Origin of the sequence: Streptomyces sp. NPDC048612 (assembly GCF_043199295.1) — a bacterium.
GTDB lineage: Bacteria > Actinomycetota > Actinomycetes > Streptomycetales > Streptomycetaceae > Streptomyces.
Map to the genome: position 1 here is coordinate 319,294 of NZ_JBICVV010000004.1, position 16,358 is coordinate 335,651.

Consider the following 16,358-nt stretch of genomic DNA (forward strand, 5'->3'; position numbering starts at 1 on the left):
ACCTACGGAATCGTCGGCTGCACGCTACCGGGTCGCAGCAACGTTCGACCACGTCGCCTGGTCACCGCCCCACCCGTCCGGAACGCCTGGGGGCGGCCCCCGGCGGCCGGGCCGTGCGGCGCCGCTGGACATACCCGGCGTCGCACGACAAAGCAGCCTCCGCCCCATGAGGCGATCCTCACGCCGCCGTGGCCCGCAGCTCCAGCCGCGCGCTGAACTCCCGCACCACCGGTTCGTCCCGATAGGGCTCCAAACGCAGCTGAAAGTCCTCCAGATACTCCGCGCCCCGGTCCGACCGCAGCCCGCTCAGCAGCTCCACCGCCCGGGTGCCCGTATGGCAGGCCTGCTCCACCTCGCGCTGCTGGACCTGGGCGCCGGCCAGCAGCAGCAGACCGATGGCCCGGCGCCGCGCCCGGCCGGCCGGATGCCCGTCCAGCGCCTCCCGCGCCCGCTGCGCGGCGGGCCCCGGCTGTCCCAGGTCGCGGTGGCAGTGGGCGAGTTCGTCGGCCAGGTAGGCCTGGTCGAAGTGGGCGATCCAGACCGGGTCGTCGCCCGCGTCGGCCGCCGCCTCGGCGCGCTCCATCGCGGCGACCGCGCGGCCGGCCACCACCTGGAAGGCCCGGCCGTCGCCCATCAGCGCGTGTCCGCGCGCCTCCGCGGCACAGAACATCGCCTCCGCGCGCGGGGTGACATGGCCGCGGGCGCCCTCCTGCGCGGCCCGCGCGAGCTGCGCGATCTCCCGTGGATTGCCGAGCGAGGCGGCGAGGTGGCTCATGCTCGCGGCGAGGACGTAGCCGCCGTAGCCGCGGTCACCGGCCGCCTGGGCCAGCCGCAGCGCCTGGATGTAGTAGCGCTGGGCGAGGCCGGGCTGCCCGGTGTCGACGGCCATGTAGCCGCCCAGTTCGGTCAACCGCGCCACGGCGGCGAAGAGTTCCCGCCCGACGGACTCGCGGTACGAGCCGGCCAGCAGCCCGGAGACCACGCTGTTGAGGTAGTGCACGACGACCGGCCGGACGTGCCCTGCGCCGAAACGGTGGTCGAGTTCGCTGAGCGCCGTGGTCATCGCACGGACCGCCTCGACGTCCGAGATCCCGACCCGGGCACCGGCGTTCCGGGCGACCTGGGAGTCCGCCCCGGTGATCAGCCAGTCGCGGCTGGGCTCCACCAGGGCGGACGCCGCGACCGTGGAGCCGCTGAGGAAGTCGCGCCGGCCGACATCGCTGCGCCACAGCTCACAGACCTGCTCGATCGCCCCGAGGACGGTCGGGGAGAACTGGAGCCCCACCCCGGACGCGAGGTTCTTGCCGTCGGCCATCCCGATCTCGTCGATGGTGACCGTGCGCCCCAGCTTGCGCCCCAGCGCCTCCGCGATGACGGCCGGGGCGCGGCCCCGTGGTTGCTGGCCGCGCAGCCATCTGGCCACGGAGGTCTTGTCGTAGCGGAGGTCGAGACCGTGTTCCGCACCGCACATGTTGACGCGGCGGGCGAGCCCCGCGTTGGAACAGGCGGCTTCCTGGATCAGCGTCTGCAGCCGTTCGTTGGGCTGCCGTGCGACGAGTGGCCTGGCGGCCATGCTTGTACCCCCTGTGTACCGCTGTGCGTTCACCGTCGAACGCCGTTCCCCGTGATCGATTCCCCAGGAATATGCCGGATATCCGAGAGATCCTGAATATGCGCGATAGGGGGGATCGGTGTGATATGCGCTTCGCCGTGGATGCCCGGCCCTGGGCGTGTGTGCCCTGTCCGGTGCCTCCTCGGTGCCGAGCGCCGTTCACGGGTGGGGAAGGCTGCGCGGTGCCGTGCACAGATGGCGGCGCCGCCGTGCCGGGCTCCCCCGGGTGACCGCGGACTGCCGCCGGGCGGTCCCTCCGCCCGTCAGGCAGGTGGCTACCCGCTCCCCGGGCCCCGCCCGCACACGCGCCCCCACCGGTGCACCCATGCGCCCCACGTGCGAGAACGATGCGCCCGGGGGCTCACCCCTGAGCCGTAACCCTTGGTGACAAGGGGAGTTGTCCCCGGCGTGGAAAAGACCATCGGAGTCACAGGAGCCTCGCGAATTCCCCTGCAGCGCGGCGATCAACTGCTCGAAACCGCGGTGCGTTACGCGGAGGAACGACACTGGGACGTGTTCCCCGGCGCATGGCTGGAGCACGACGGCGAGACCCCGCGCTGCTCGTGCGGCGCCGGCGACTGCGCGGCCCCCGGGGCGCACCCCACCGGGCCGGGCTGGGCCCAGCAGGCCGGCGGCAGCGCGACCGCCGTCCGCCGGATGTGGAGCAAGCAGCCGCGGTCCTCGATCCTGATGCCGACGGGCCGGACGTTCGAGGCGCTCGACGTCCCCGAGACCGCGGGCTGTCTGGCGCTGGCCCGTATGGAGCGGATGGAGCTGGCACTCGGCCCGGTCACCCGCACCCCCGACCGCCGGATGCTGTTCCTGGTGCTCCCCGGCGCGGCGGTGAAGGTGCCCGCCCTCGTACGCGCCCTGGGCTGGGCGCCGGCCGCGCTGGACCTGATCTGCCGCGGCGAGGGCGAGTACATCGCCGCCCCGCCGACCCGGGTGGGCGCGCACGGCTCGGTGCAGTGGGCCCGCCGCCCGACCTCCGCCAACCGCTGGCTGCCGGACGCGGAGGAGCTGATCAGCCCGCTCGCCTACGCCTGCGCACGGGACGCGGTCGCACTCCGGGGGCGCTGACCCCGGACCGGTCCGCTCCTCTTGTCCCCAGGCAGCCGAACTGCCCGGCCCCGTCCGGTACCCGCCCGTATCGTGGGATGCCGGACGGGGGCCGGGACCGGCCTCTGCGGGGACGTCGAAGGGCAGGACCGGTGGCGAACGAGCCGGAGCACATCGAGGAGCGGGGCGCCGCGGCGCCGCCGCGGCAGACCACGGCCGCTTCTCCGGACGGGCCGGCCGCGGCCCCCCGGGGCGGGGAGGCCGGTCCGCCCGCCGTACGAGTCCAGGGGCTGTGGAAGAGGTTCGGCGAGCAGATCGCCGTCAACGGCATCGATCTGACGCTGCCCGCCGGCCGCTTCATCGGGCTCGTCGGCCCCAACGGCGCGGGCAAGACCACCACGCTCTCCATGGTGACCGGCCTGCTGCGGCCGGACGCCGGGCTGGTCGAGATCCGCGGGCACGACGTCTGGCAGGACCCGGTGTCCGTCAAGTCCCGGATCGGGGTGCTGCCCGAGGGGCTGCGGCTGTTCGAGCGGCTGTCGGGTCGCGAACTCCTCGGCTACATAGGGCGGTTGCGCGGCCTGCCGGGCGACGAGGTCGACAAGCGGGCCGCTCAGCTGCTGGACGTGCTCGACCTGGCCGGCTCGCAGCACAAGCTGGTGGTGGACTACTCGACCGGTATGCGCAAGAAGATCGGGCTGGCGGCCGCGCTGCTGCACAACCCCGAGGTCCTCTTCCTGGACGAGCCCTTCGAGGGTGTCGATCCGGTGTCGGCGCAGACCATCCGCGGCGTACTGGAGCGCTACACCGCCTCCGGCGCGACGGTGATCTTCTCCAGCCATGTGATGGAACTGGTCGAGTCGCTCTGTGACTGGGTCGCGGTGATCGCCGCCGGGAGCATCCGGGCCGACGGCCCGCTCGCGGAGGTGCGCGGTACGGCGCCCTCGCTCCAGGACGCGTTCCTCGAACTCGTCGGCGCCAGTGACCGGGGCGCGGGCGCGAACCTGGACTGGCTGGGCGGCGGCGCCCGATGAGCACCGAATCCGCCGCGGTGGCCGCGCCGCCGGCCGCCGCACCGTCCCTGACCGGCGTCTTCGTACGGCTGAAACTGTCGCTGCTGCGCAACGGGCTGCGCCGGTCGACCGGGCGCACGCTGGCGTACGTCGGCTCCGTCCTCGTGGGCCTGCTGTTCGCCGCGGGCGTCGTGGTGGGGCTGGTCGCACTGCGCGGCAACCCCCACGTCGGCGCGCTGGTCGTGCTGCTCACCGGAATCCTCACCCTGGGCTGGGCGGCGATGCCGCTGTTCTTCCCGGCGAGCGACGAGACGCTCGATCCGACCCGGCTGGTCATGCTGCCGCTGCGGCCGCGACCGCTGATCGTCTCGCTGCTGGTGGCCTCGCTCGTCGGCATCGGCCCGGTGGTCACCCTCGCGCTGGTGACCGGGTCGGTGATCGCGGTCGCCGACGGGGCGGCCGCCGCGGCCGTCGGCGTGGTGGCCGTGGTCCTGGTGGTGCTGGTGTGCGTGGCGCTGGCACGGGCGATCGCCACCGCCACGGTGCGGCTGCTGACCAGCCGGCGGGGCCGCGATCTCGCCGTGCTGGGCGGCCTGTTCATCGCCATCGGCGCCCAGGGCGTCAATCTCGCCGCCCAGAAGCTGGGGCAGCCGGACGGCCTGTCCGTACTGGAGCCGCTGGGCGACGTCCTGCGCTGGGTGCCGCCGGTCTCGGCGATCGGCGCCGTCGACGACATCGGGCACGGGGCCTACGGGCGGGCGCTGGCCGGCCTGGGGCTGACGGTGCTGGCGCTGGTCCTGCTGCTGTGGTGGTGGCAGCGCACCCTGACCACCCTGATGACGTCCCCGGACTCCTCCACCCTCCAGGCGGTCGAGAAGGACAGCGCGCGCCGGGGCGACGGCGAACGGGGCCTCGCGCGGCTGCTGTCGGGCGGGCGCACCGGCACGGTCGTGCTCCGCTCGCTGCGCTACGCCTGGCGTGACCCCAAGTCGAAGATGTCGTGGGCGACCGCCCTCGCCGCCGGTCTGCTGGTGCCGGTCATCTCGGCCGTCCAGGGCAACGGCAGCATCTACACCGCGTTCTCGGCGGCCACGCTGCTCGGCCTGCAGATGTACAACCAGTTCGGGCAGGACACCTCGGCGTTCTGGATGGTCGCCTCGACGATCGCGACCCCGCGGGACGCCTATCAGGAACTGCGGGCCCGCGCGCTGGCGCTGTCACTGGTGGCGCTCCCGTACGTGACGCTGGTCGTCGTCGGCAGCGCGGCGCTCATGGGGCCGTGGTCGGCCTTCGCGGAGGTGTACGGGCTCTCGCTGGCGGTGCTGGGCGCGCTGCTGGCCACCGGGGCCCTGTCGTCGGCGCTGTTCCCGTACTCGATCCCCTCCGAGGGGAACAAGAACGTCGCACCGGGCCAGGGCGCGATCGCCTGGTTCAGTCTCTTCGGCGGGATCGTGGCGGGGGCCGTGCTGTGCGCGCCGCTGCTGGGGCTGATGGTCTGGCTGCATGTCGCGGGGCTGACCCACCTGTTGTGGGTGCTGCTGCCGGCCGGTGCGGTCTACGGCGTGGGCATCGCGGAGCTGGGGATGCGACTGGCGGCGCCGCGGGTCGCGGGGCGGCTGCCGGAGATCCTGGCAGCCGTCAGCAAGGGCTGAGCGAGGCTCCGGGGCCGGGCCGCGGCGGCCCGGCCCCGGAGTTGTCCACAGGCCGCTGCGGCCCGCACCGCACCGCCGGATTCAAAGATTCCGCTTGTCAATTCGGGTCACATATCAATCGCATGGAATTCGCCCGCAATTGGACAAACAATCAGGCGAACGCACCAGCTTTTTCGGGAATTTCGAACGAATCGCTCGGCGCCCCCAGATGGCACCCACCGCAATGCTTCGACAAATCCAAAAGTCCCCTCCTATGCTCCGCTCACACAGCCGTTCGCAACACATGGGAACTGTGTGGCGCGACGGGGGAAAACGACTGCTGGAGAATGTTGTGCTGTACAAGAAGACCGCTCTGCTGCGCGCCGCCGCACCCGTCGCCGTACTGGCGCTGGCACTGACCGCCTGCGGCGGCAACAAGAAGAGCAACACCTCCACCACCGACAACGCGCCCAAGACCGAAAAGAGTTCGTCGGCGCCGGAGGGTGGCGGGGAACTGAAGCCCGGTCAGGGCGGTACGGGGAAGTTCAAGGAAGAGGACGGGACGATCACCTATGCGGTCGCCGCGCAGAAGGTGAAGGTGAGCACCGAAGCCGAGACCGCGAAACTGGTCTCGGACCCGAAGCGGGCCAAGGGCCTGGTGGCGGCCACCGCCTGGGTGAAGTACACGAACAAGGGCGGCGGTGTCGTCAAGGAATCGCCCGACGTCGCCGACGAGTCCGAGATCTACGCGGACGGCCGGCGCGGCGGTCTGCTGATCGGTGCCGCCGAGGACGGTCCGGGCTGCGAGGACACGATCGACATCGAGAACTGGAAGACGGGCCAGAGCCACACCATCTGCCAGACCTACATGATCCCCAAGGGCGCGAAGTCCGTGGAGGTCCACTGGACGGCCGAGGGCCAGAGCGGCTCCCCGCTGATCTGGAAGTTCGACAACGCCGGCTGATCCGGCGGCACACCGCCTGCCATGCGCCGGAGCCCCGGGGCCGTGGCGCACGGCAGCGGCCCCTCAGGCCGGCATCGTGGCCGCCTGGAGAAACGGTTCGATGGCGGCGCACCATGCGTCGGGCTGCTCCCACGGGAGTAGATGTCCGGCGTCGGGGATCTCGGCGTAGGCGCCGCGGGGCAGGACCCGGACCATCTCCTGGGCCTCGGCGCGGCCGAGTTCGGCGTCGAGGCCGCGGACCACGAGGGCCGGGCAGGGCACCTGGGCGAGCTCTTCCCAATGGGCGTCGTACACCCAGGTCTCCCGGGCGCTGAGCATCTGCCGGCGGGAGAAGACGGGCCGCCAGCCGTCGGCACGCTCGGCCATCACCTCGGCGAAGAACTCCCCGCGGGCGGGCCGGGGCCGCTCCAGGGTGGGGTCGTCCTCGCCGAACCACTTGCGGACGTCCGCGAGGGTGGCGAACGGCACCGGCCAGGACCGGAACCACTCGGTCCATTCGTGCTGCGAGGCCGCGCCGAGCGCCGACGCCCGCATGTCGCAGATGACCAGCGCGCTGACCAGATCCGGTCTCCGGGCCGCTAACTGCCAGGCCGTCAGGGCGCCCATCGCATGCCCGACGAGGGCGACCGGGCCGAGACCGAGCTGCTCGATGGCGGCGATGGCGTCATCGACATACGCCTCGCGGCCATACGGCCCCTCGGCGGGTTTGTCGCTGCGTCCGTGACCCCGCTGGTCCAGCGCGACCGGACGGTGACGGGCACTCAGACGGCGGGCGGTCCCCGCCCAGTGCGAGGCGCGGCCCATCAGGCCGTGGAGCAGCAGCACACCCGGCCGCTGCTCGCCCTGCTCCAGCCCGCCGCCGATCTTGGGCGGGTCGGTGAATTCCCAGGCGGCGAGCCGCACGTCGCCGGCCCCTGCTACATCGATGCGCCGCACCATGTGCCCTGGCACCCCCAATCGTCCCTTGAGCAGCTTCACACTATCGAACCTCTATTCGAACGCGCCGTTCCGACGCGGAACACCCCTCGTTCGAGTGACCTCGCTCAAGGATTGGCCGCGCGCGCCACGGGGAGACATCTGCCGGGAGGCGGGCCCTACCGGGAAGGGGGCCCGTGGGGACAGACCCTGAGAGCTCGGGGCTCCGGGTCTGGGGTGGGGGACATGGGGAGGCAGGGCCCCGGCTGCTCGCAGCGCCGGGGCCCTGACCGTCTCCCGCACGAGTGGATGCATCCGAGCCCCCTCCCTGGCCAGGACAGGCCGATGCATGGCCATGCGTCAGGGTGACACGACACCGGCCGTATCGCACGGATTCGCACAAGTCCGTTCAGCGAGCAAGAAGTTGCCGAGCCCGCCGGCCGCGCGTCAGCGCAGCTCAGCGGGCTCGGGAGCGAGGATGGGCGGGCGTGCGAAAAGGAAAGCGGCTGAAACCCGTTTCAGCGCTTGGCGACGAAGACGTGCGAGGCGATCTCGGAGTCCAGCTCGGCGGCCTCGCCGCTGCTGCCGACCAGCACCCCGGCCGGTGACTCCGTCACACTCACCACCGCGCCCGGCTGCACACCGGCCCGCCGCAGGGTGTACATCAGCTGGGCGTCCGCCTGGATCGGCTCGCCGATCCGGCGCACCACGGCGGTCTTCCCGTCGGCCCCGGCGTCCAGGTCCATCAGGCTCACCATGCCGGCGTCCAGGAACGGGTCGCCGCCGGAGGTCTCGCCCAGCTCCTCCAGCCCCGGGATGGGGTTGCCGTACGGGGACTCGGTCGGATGCCGCAGGAGTTCCAGGACGCGGCGCTCGACCGCCTCGCTCATCACGTGCTCCCAGCGGCACGCCTCGGCGTGCACCTGCTCCCATTCGAGCCCGATGACGTCGACGAGCAGGCACTCGGCGAGGCGGTGCTTGCGCATCACCCGCGTCGCCAGCCGCCGGCCCTCCTCCGTCAGCTCCAGATGCCGGTCGCCCGCGACCTGCAGCAGGCCGTCTCGCTCCATGCGCGCCACGGTCTGGCTCACCGTCGGGCCGCTCTGTTCGAGCCGCTCCGCGATGCGGGCGCGCATGGGCACCACACCCTCCTCTTCCAGTTCGAGGATGGTGCGGAGATACATCTCCGTGGTGTCGATCAGTCCGGACATGCGTGCCCCTAGATGTGTGGTGCGGTGGCCCTGGACTCAATTCTGACGCATCCCGCCGACAACGGTGCCGCCTCGTCCACCCGCCAGCCCTTCCGGTCGTATTGACAGGGCACTGGTCCAGACCGCAACGTGATCCGCGCCACTGATCACATCCGCCGAGATCCGACGAGAGGGGCCCGCGGCATGGCTGAGAGCGACCGGAGCGACCGGCTGGCCGGGAAGTACTTCGACGCCGCGATCGACCTGCTGCGACAGGTCCGCGACGCGGAGGGCGACCGGATCGGCGCGGCCGGGGCGCTGATCGCGGACACCGTCGCGGCGGGCGGCCGGGTCTTCTCCTTCGGCGCCGGGCACTCCTCGCTCCCCGCGCAGGACACGGTCTACCGGGCGGGCGGCCTGGCCGTCATGAATCTGCTGTCCGTACCGGGCGTGGTCGGCGTGGACGTACGGCCCGCGACCCTCGGCAGCGCGCTGGAGCGGGTCGACGGGCTGGCCGGGGCCGTCCTGGACACCAGCCCGCTGCAGGCGGGCGACGTGCTGGTGATCATCTCGCTGTCCGGGCGCAACGCACTGCCGGTCGAGATGGCGCGGCACGCCCGTGCCCTCGGTATCAGGGTCATCGGTGTGACGTCGGTGGCGTACGCGGAGGCGACCACGTCCCGGCACGCCTCCGGGGACTTCCTCAAGGACCACTGCGACCTCGTCCTGGACAGCCGGGTCCCGGTCGGCGACGCGGAGCTGACGCTGCCGGGCATCGACGCGCCGTTCGCACCCGCCTCCACGGTCGTCACCAGCGCGATCATGCAGGCCGTGGTGGCGACGGCCGCGGGCACGCTGGCCGAGCGGGGCATCGACCCGCCGCTGCTGCGCTCCGGCAACGTCGACGGCGGGCACGACTGGAACGCCGGGGTGATGAGCGCCTACGCGGACCGGATCTTCTACCGGCAGTGAGCGGCCGGTAGGGCTCAGCGCGCGGCCGCGCCCGCCAGGTCCAGGGCCGCCGCGATCCGGGCCGCGACCTCCTCCGCGTAGTCCGCGTCGGCGCGGTCGAACGGGCGGCGCGCGGGCGCCCGCAGAAAGGTCAGGACGCCGAGCCGGCGCCCGCGGCTGCACAGCGCCACACACAGCCCGTGCACGGTGCCGTCCGGCCAGTGACGCGCGGCCGCCCAGCCCCCGGGCGAGGCCGGTCCGGCGCTGGTACGCACCGGGCCGCGCCGCTCGTACGCCTGGAGCGCCGGATGCCCCGGCACATACGGCACCGGGATGCCGGCCGCCGCCAGCGTCTCGGTCGGGCCGGGCGCACCGGCCGGGGACGCCAGCGTCCGCATCAGGCGGGGCGCGCCCGCCCGCACACGACGCCCGGCCTCCGCACCGGAGGCGGCGCCCCCCGCACCGGACGGCGCCCCGTCCCCACCCGCGTCCACGCCGTCCGTACCGTCCACGCCCTGAGCGCCCTCGCCGGTGTCTTCCGCGCCCGCCGCGTCGAGCCCCGTCCCCTCCGGGAGCTTGCCGAACGGTGCCGGTGCGGGCGGCGTGACGAGGTCGACCAGGCCGTGGTCGGCGAAGCCCGCCAGGGCGAAGTCCAGATGGAGCGCGGCGGCCTCGGACGGGTCCGGGCACTCCGCGGCGGCCCGGCCGGCCCGGTGGAGCTGCTGGGCGCGGAAGCGCAGCAGGGAGTTCTCCTGCTCGGTCCGCTTGGTGTCCGTGACGTCCTGGAAGAGCCAGGCCACACCGAGCGGCACCGGCTCCTCCGCCATCGGGGAGGACAGCCGGACGAAGCCGCTGCGCCAGCACCGCCGCGGCACCCCGGCCTCCTCGGAGCGCAGCGTCACCCACAGCTCCGCGACGGCCGGCGGCGCGCCCTCGGCGAGGACGTGCTGCAGGGCGCACTCCAGCTCCTCGACGCCCTGCGCCAGCAGCTCGCCCAGGGGGCGGCCCAGCAGCGCCGTGCGCCCCACGCCCAGGGCGCGGGCGGCGTGCGCGTTGACGACCGCGGGCCGCAGATCGGCGTCGATCAGCACCACGCCCCACGAGGCGTCCTCGAACAGCGCCTCGCTCAGCGCGATGGACCGCTCCAGGTCCAGCTGGGTGTGCACCTCGCTGAAGGCGCAGTACACGCCGACGACCCGGCCGCCGGGGGCGCGGACCGCGGAGGACTGGGTGCGGACGAGGACGCGGTGGCCGTCCTTGGCCAGCAGGGCGAACTCATGGACCTGGCGGCCCGGGGCGCGCATGGCGGCCGCCAGTGCCGCCTCGATCCCGTCGGCGTCCTCCTTGCGGACCGCCCAGCCGGCCAGGCCCGTACGGCCGACGGCCTCCGCGGTGGTCCAGCCCAGGATGCGCTCGGCCTCGTGGTTCCAGTGGGTGACCGTGCCGTCCGCGGCGAAGGCCACCAGCGCGGCGTCCATGCCGTCCAGGAGCGCGGCGAGCAGACCCGAGTCATCGGTCTCGTCGCCGGCGCAGCGCGCCGAGGCCGACGAGGCCGAGGAAGCTGACGAAGCAGTCACTGGCACCCCTTACGAACGCGGCCACACATGCTCCACCTGGGAACATTCAACTGGAACGTGACACAGCGCACACGGGATTCGCAGAAATCGTTGCCAACGGGAAATTCCCTTGTGTGCGGGCGGACGGCTTCCTAATGTGTGGAGCACACGAGAAGGGAGGTGGTTCGGCAGATGATTTCGCACCGGACGCGTGAGGTGGCTGCGGGCTAGCGGCCCGTCGCTTCACCGAAGTGCAGCGCCGGACCGCGCATACTGCAGATGCGCAAGCCGGCCCAATCCCAGTAGTCACCCGACCCGCGGGCTGCCGGTTCGTCCGACCGGCTCTTCGCGCCACTGAGCGCGGAGGAAGCAGCCCGCGGGTCGTCTGCGTTGGCACAAGCACCGCACACGGCCCGCGCACGGCCCGGCCGACGGCGGCACCCGCCGCGGCGCCACCCGTACGGACCGCCCGGCGCCTCAGGGCGCCAGCCGCTCCACGGCCCAGGCGCCGCCCTCCCGCACGTACCGCAGCCGGTCGTGCAGCCGGTTGAGCCGGCCCTGCCAGAACTCGACCGTCTCGGCGGTGATGCGGTAGCCGCCCCAGTGCGGCGGCGCCGGCACCTGCTCGCCCTCCGGGTAGCGGGCCGCCAAATCCTCGTAGGCACGCTCCAGTTCCTCGCGCGAGCCGACCCGTGCCGACTGGTCGCTGGCCCAGGCGCCCAGCTGGGAGCCGTGCGGGCGGGTGCGGAAGTAGGCGGCGGTCTCGTCCCGGCCGATGCGCTCCGCGGTGCCGGTCACCACCACCTGGCGGGCGAGGGGATGCCAGGGGAACAACAGCGAGACGGCCGGATTTCCGGCCAGTTCACGGCCCTTCCGGCTGTTGTAGTTCGTGAAGAACACGAAGCCGCGGTCGTCGAACGCCTTCAGCAGCACGGTCCGTGAGCTCGGCCGGCCCGCCGGGTCCGCCGTCGAGACGACCATCGCGTTCGGCTCGTGCAGACCGGCCACGGTGGCGTCCTTGAACCAGCGCGCGAACTGGTCGTACGGGCTCGCGGCGAGGTCGGACTCGACGAGTCCCTCGGCGCGGTAGTGGGCCCGCATGGAGGAGGGGTCGGGGGTCTCGGCATGAGGCGCGTCGGCTGGGTGCACGGCCTCATCTTGCAACACCCGGTCCGGCGCGGTCAGCCGGGAGGGGCGGAAGTCTGCCCCTCGCCGACCGGTCGTAACCCTCCCGACGGCAGATCGTCCGGTCTGCGGGTCGCACGCCTCCCCGCAGGTGAGGGACCCGCCACAATCAGGGGCAGGCCCCCTGTGGCCCCCGGGCCCGGAGAGCTATCGTGTCCGTCCGGCCTGACGGGGCGACCACACCGCACCACCCGCGGACCGACCCACCGCGGACAAGACCGTCGCGTGGCCCGCGCCCTGGCGGGGCATCACCGGGGTGCCCGGTACGGACCGCGAGCTGCCGGCGCAGCCGCGGAGCCGCACCGGCGCCGCACACCAGAGACTCGACCGCACGGCAGCCGGTCACGGACCGTTTGCCGTCCCCATCTTGAGGAGCTGCCTGATGTCGGACTTCGTACCCGGGCTCGAAGGAGTCATCGCGTTCGAGACGGAGATCGCCGAGCCGGACAAGGAAGGCGGTTCGCTCCGCTACCGCGGTGTCGACATCGAGGATCTCGTCGGGACGGTGTCCTTCGGAAACGTCTGGGGACTGCTGGTCGACGGGGCCTTCGACCCCGGACTGCCGCCCGCCGAGCCCTTCCCGATCCCGGTGCACTCCGGTGACATCCGGGTCGACGTGCAGTCGGCGCTCGCCATGCTCGCGCCCGTATGGGGCCTGAAGCCGCTGCTGGACATCGACGCGGAGACGGCCCGGGACGACCTCGCCCGCGCCGCCGTGACGGCGCTGTCGTACGTGGCCCAGTCGGCCCGCGGACCGGGCCTGCCGATGGTGCCGCAGAAGGAGATCGACAAGGCGGAGACCATCGTCGAGCGCTTCATGCGGCGCTGGCGCGGTGAGCCCGACCCCCAGCACGTCAAGGCCGTCGACGCCTACTGGACCTCGGCCGCCGAGCACGGCATGAACCCCTCCACCTTCACCGCCCGCGCCATCGCCTCCACCGGCGCCGACGTGGCGGCCGCGCTGTCCGGCGCGGTCGGCGCGATGTCCGGCCCGCTGCACGGCGGTGCGCCCTCCCGCGTCCTCGGCATGATCGAGGACATCGAGCGGACCGGCGACGCCTCCGCCTACGTCCGTCAGCGGCTGGACCGCGGCGACCGGCTGATGGGCTTCGGCCACCGCGTCTACCGCGCCGAGGACCCCCGCGCCCGGGTGCTGCGCCGCACCGCCCAGGAGCTGGGCGCCCCGCGCTTCGAGGTCGCCGAGGCGCTGGAGAAGGCCGCCCTGGAGGAGCTGCGCAGCCGCCGCCCCGACCGCGTGCTGGCCACCAACGTCGAGTTCTGGGCGGCCATCGTCCTGGACTTCGCCGAGGTCCCCGCGCACATGTTCACCTCGATGTTCACCTGCGCCCGTACGGCGGGCTGGAGCGCGCACATTCTCGAACAGAAGCGGACGGGCCGACTGGTGCGGCCGTCGGCCCGGTATGTCGGGCCCGGGGCCCGTAGCCCGCGGGAGATCCCCGGCTTCGAGGGCATCGCCCCCCGGTAGGGTCTCGGCTCTCGGGCCGCGCTTCGGCTGTCCCGCCGTGGCGCCTGGCGGCGGGCGGGTCCGCTGCGCGGGGCTGTCGGGTGCGGTGACGGGCCTCCGCGGGTGGGGGTGTCCGGACTGCTTCGCTTTACGTCCGGACACCCCCACCCGCTCCGGCCCGTCCCCTCCCGTTGGGGGATGGGAAAAACGGTGGGTGGGGGCGTAGGTGGCTGGTCCGGTGCGCGTGGTGAAGAGCAGTGATTCGGCGCCCGCCCCCACTCACCTGTAGTCACTCGTCACCGCACCCACAACCCACCCGCCCGCCGCAGGCGCAACGGCGAGAAGCCCCACGGCGGGAAAGCCAAAAACGTGGGGCAACGGCAAAGCGCAGCGGAACGTTCGCCGGGTAGAAAGATCCCTTTGGCTCGTTCCACGCACGGTGCGCCGAGAACAGCCGTATGCGTGTCGTCCTCGTCACCGAGTCCTTTCCGCCCGATGTCAACGGCGTCTCCCACTGCGCCCTGCAAACCGCCCGGCATCTCGTCCGGCGCGGTCACGAACCGCTGGTGATCGCGCCGCTCGGGGGTGCTTCGGCGGATGCCGGTGCGGACGAGAGTCCCTGCCCCGTCGTCCGGGTGCCCTCCATGCCGCTGCCCGGCTATCCGCAGGTGCGGATCGCGCTCCCGGGGCGCCGGCTGTCCGCGGCGCTCGACGGGCACCGTCCCGACCTGGTGCACCTCGCCAGTCCCTTCGTCCTGGGAGCCCGCGGGATGGCGGCCGCGGCCCGTCGCAGGGTGCCAGCGATCGCCGTCTACCAGACCGATCTGGGCCGCTACGCCCGTACCTACCTCGGCGGTGGCGGGGCCACGGCCTGGCGGCGTATCCGGGCGGTGCACGCCGCCGCCGACCGCACCCTGGCGCCCTCCAGCGCGGCCCTGCTGGATCTGACCGAGCACGGTGTGCCGCGGGTCCACCTGTGGCCGCGGGGTGTCGACTCCGAGCGGTTCCACCCCGGGCGGCGCGACGCGGTGCTGCGCAGCTCGCTGACCGCGGGGCGGGAGCTGCTGGTGGGGTACGTGGGGCGGCTCGCGCCGGAGAAGGACGTCCGGCTGCTGGCCGAGACCTCGCGGCTGCCGGGCGTCCGCACCGTCGTCATCGGCGACGGCCCCAGCGCCGCCGGGCTGCGTACCGCGCTCCCGGAGGTCCGCTTCCTGGGCCGCCGTACCGGGGATGAACTCGCGCGCCTTTACGCGTCGTTGGATGTCTTCGTCCATACCGGGCCGTACGAGACGTTCTGCCAGACCGTGCAGGAGGCGATGGCGTCCGGGGTGCCGGTGGTGGCGCCGCGGGCGGGCGGTCCGGTGGACCTGGTGGACCACGGCCGTACGGGGCTGCTGGTGACGCCGGGCGACGGCGGGGCGTTCCGGGACGCGGTGCGGCTGCTCGCGGACAGCGCCGGGCTGCGGGACCGATACGGCGCAGCGGCCCGCCGGGCGGTCGCGGACCGTACCTGGGAGGCGGTCGGTGACCAGCTGCTGGGGCACTACGAGGCCGTGCTCGACGACCGGACGGCGGTGGCGGCATGACCGCGCGACGCGGCGGCGGGGCGGGGCTGCGGATCGTCCGGATCGCCAACTTCGTCACCCCGGCCTCCGGCGGGCTGCGCACCGCGCTGCGCGAACTCGGCGCGGGCTACCGGGCCGCCGGGCACGAACCGGTGCTCCTGGTCCCCGGGCCCCCGGGGAAGGACGGTACGGCCGGCCTGCGTGACGAACTCACCGGTCAGGGGCGGGTGATCACCGTGCCGGGGCCGGAGCTGCCGGGCAGCGGCGGCTACCGCATGCTGACCGACCGCCGCCGGCTGGCGCGGCTGCTGGACTCGCTGGCCCCCGACCGGCTGGAGGTCTCCGACCGGACGACGCTGCGCTGGACCGGGGAGTGGGCGCGCCGGGCCCGGGTGCCCGCGGTGATGGTCTCCCACGAGAGCGTGGACGGGGTGCTGCGTACCTGGGGCGTGCCGCAGCCGCTCGCCCGCGCCGCGGCGGACCGGCTCAACCGCCGTACGGCGCACGCCTACAGCCGGGTGGTGTGCACCACCGAGTGGGCGGCGGCGGAGTTCGTGCGGGCCGGTGCGCGCAATGTGGTGCGTGCGCCGCTCGGGGTGGATCTCGCCGCCTGGCACCCGGACTGCCGCAGCGCCGAGCTGCGGCGGCACTGCGCCGGGCGGGCGGAGTTCCTGCTGCTGCTCTGCTCCCGGCTGTCGCAGGAGAAGCGGCCGGGCCGGGCCCTGGACGCGCTGGCCGAGCTGCGGCGGCGCGGGGTCGACGCGGCGCTGGTGGTGGCCGGTGACGGGCCGCTGCGGGCGCGCCTGGAGGCCCGGGCGCGGGCCGAGCGGCTGCCCGTGGCGTTCCTCGGGCACCTCGTCGACCGCTCCCGGCTCGCCGCGCTGCAGGCCGGTGCCGATCTCGCGCTGGCGCCCGGCCCGGCCGAGACCTTCGGGCTGGCCGCGCTGGAGGCGCTGGCCTGCGGCACACCGGTGGTGGCCAGCGCGGCGTCGGCGCTGGCGGGTCTGGTCGGCGGGGGCGGGGACACGGCGCTCGACGACGGGCCGTCCTTCGCCGACGCGGTCCAGAGGGTCCTGGCCCGGCCGGAGCCCGCCCGGCGCGCCGCAGCGCGCCGGCGGGCCGAGAACTACGGCTGGCAGCCCGCCATCGACGCCTTCCTGGCGGCGCACGACGCGCCCGCACCGGTCGGCAGGCCGGTCCCCGCCGCGGTTGTGCCCCATCAGGCCGGTCCGTTGGGCGGGTGGTGACGGTG

Annotated in this window: 13 protein-coding genes; 8 read left to right on the forward strand and 5 right to left on the reverse strand. The window is 73.6% G+C overall.

Annotated elements, in window-relative coordinates:
* Positions 1 to 178: 178 nt before the first annotated feature.
* Complete coding sequence (locus ACGFN2_RS10100) at positions 179 to 1,573, reverse strand: transcriptional regulator (RefSeq protein ID WP_362607881.1); 1,395 nt, start codon at positions 1,571 to 1,573, stop codon at positions 179 to 181.
* 447 nt (positions 1,574 to 2,020) lie between these two features.
* On the opposite strand from ACGFN2_RS10100, the gene ACGFN2_RS10105 reads away from it, so the two are divergent.
* From ACGFN2_RS10105 to ACGFN2_RS10120, 4 genes are all read left to right on the forward strand, one after another.
* Positions 2,021 to 2,692, forward strand: a complete 672-nt coding sequence (locus ACGFN2_RS10105) for a bifunctional DNA primase/polymerase (protein ID WP_393358984.1) — start codon at positions 2,021 to 2,023, stop codon at positions 2,690 to 2,692.
* 131 nt (positions 2,693 to 2,823) lie between these two features.
* Positions 2,824 to 3,705 carry an ABC transporter ATP-binding protein gene (locus tag ACGFN2_RS10110; protein WP_393358986.1) on the forward strand — a complete coding sequence of 294 codons (882 nt, stop codon included), beginning with the start codon at positions 2,824 to 2,826 and terminating at the stop codon, positions 3,703 to 3,705.
* Positions 3,702 to 5,336: a transporter gene (locus tag ACGFN2_RS10115; protein ID WP_393358988.1), complete on the forward strand. Its 1,635-nt coding sequence runs from the start codon at positions 3,702 to 3,704 to the stop codon at positions 5,334 to 5,336. The genes ACGFN2_RS10110 and ACGFN2_RS10115 overlap by 4 nt, the downstream gene beginning before the upstream one ends.
* Positions 5,337 to 5,667: 331 nt before the next feature.
* Entirely contained in the window at positions 5,668 to 6,279 is a 612-nt protein-coding gene (locus tag ACGFN2_RS10120) for a hypothetical protein (protein ID WP_393358990.1), read from the forward strand.
* Positions 6,280 to 6,342: 63 nt separating this feature from the next.
* Here ACGFN2_RS10120 and ACGFN2_RS10125 read toward each other — a convergent pair whose 3' ends face one another.
* Together ACGFN2_RS10125 and ACGFN2_RS10130 are read right to left on the reverse strand one after the other, a co-directional pair.
* Positions 6,343 to 7,218 carry an alpha/beta hydrolase gene (locus ACGFN2_RS10125; protein WP_362607874.1) on the reverse strand — a complete coding sequence of 292 codons (876 nt, stop codon included), beginning with the start codon at positions 7,216 to 7,218 and terminating at the stop codon, positions 6,343 to 6,345.
* A 494-nt stretch (positions 7,219 to 7,712) separates the two neighbouring features.
* A complete protein-coding gene (locus ACGFN2_RS10130; RefSeq protein WP_362607872.1) occupies positions 7,713 to 8,405 on the reverse strand; it encodes a metal-dependent transcriptional regulator in 693 nt (230 codons plus the stop codon).
* 183 nt (positions 8,406 to 8,588) lie between these two features.
* Between ACGFN2_RS10130 and ACGFN2_RS10135 the strand changes: the two genes are divergently transcribed.
* A complete protein-coding gene (locus ACGFN2_RS10135; RefSeq protein ID WP_362607871.1) occupies positions 8,589 to 9,356 on the forward strand; it encodes an SIS domain-containing protein in 768 nt (255 codons plus the stop codon).
* A 14-nt stretch (positions 9,357 to 9,370) separates the two neighbouring features.
* On the opposite strand, the gene ACGFN2_RS10140 is transcribed toward ACGFN2_RS10135, so the two are convergent.
* The gene (locus tag ACGFN2_RS10140; RefSeq protein ID WP_393358993.1) at positions 9,371 to 10,912 is read right to left on the reverse strand and encodes a PAS domain-containing protein; all 1,542 of its coding nucleotides are present in this window, start codon (positions 10,910 to 10,912) and stop codon (positions 9,371 to 9,373) included.
* 456 nt (positions 10,913 to 11,368) lie between these two features.
* On the reverse strand, positions 11,369 to 11,992 hold the full coding sequence (gene pdxH, locus ACGFN2_RS10145) for a pyridoxamine 5'-phosphate oxidase (RefSeq protein ID WP_393359044.1): 624 nt from the start codon (positions 11,990 to 11,992) through the stop codon (positions 11,369 to 11,371).
* A 466-nt stretch (positions 11,993 to 12,458) separates the two neighbouring features.
* On the opposite strand from pdxH, the gene ACGFN2_RS10150 reads away from it, so the two are divergent.
* The 3 genes from ACGFN2_RS10150 to ACGFN2_RS10160 all read left to right on the forward strand — a co-directional run bounded on the left by ACGFN2_RS10150 (position 12,459) and on the right by ACGFN2_RS10160 (position 16,353).
* Positions 12,459 to 13,562 carry a citrate synthase 2 gene (locus ACGFN2_RS10150; protein WP_362607867.1) on the forward strand — a complete coding sequence of 368 codons (1,104 nt, stop codon included), beginning with the start codon at positions 12,459 to 12,461 and terminating at the stop codon, positions 13,560 to 13,562.
* Positions 13,563 to 13,999: 437 nt separating this feature from the next.
* Positions 14,000 to 15,127 (forward strand): glycosyltransferase family 4 protein, encoded by a 1,128-nt coding sequence (locus ACGFN2_RS10155; protein ID WP_393358995.1) that lies wholly within the window; start codon positions 14,000 to 14,002, stop codon positions 15,125 to 15,127.
* The gene (locus ACGFN2_RS10160) at positions 15,124 to 16,353 is read left to right on the forward strand and encodes a glycosyltransferase (protein WP_393358997.1); all 1,230 of its coding nucleotides are present in this window, start codon (positions 15,124 to 15,126) and stop codon (positions 16,351 to 16,353) included. The genes ACGFN2_RS10155 and ACGFN2_RS10160 overlap by 4 nt, the downstream gene beginning before the upstream one ends.
* The last annotated feature ends 5 nt before the right edge of the window (positions 16,354 to 16,358 follow it).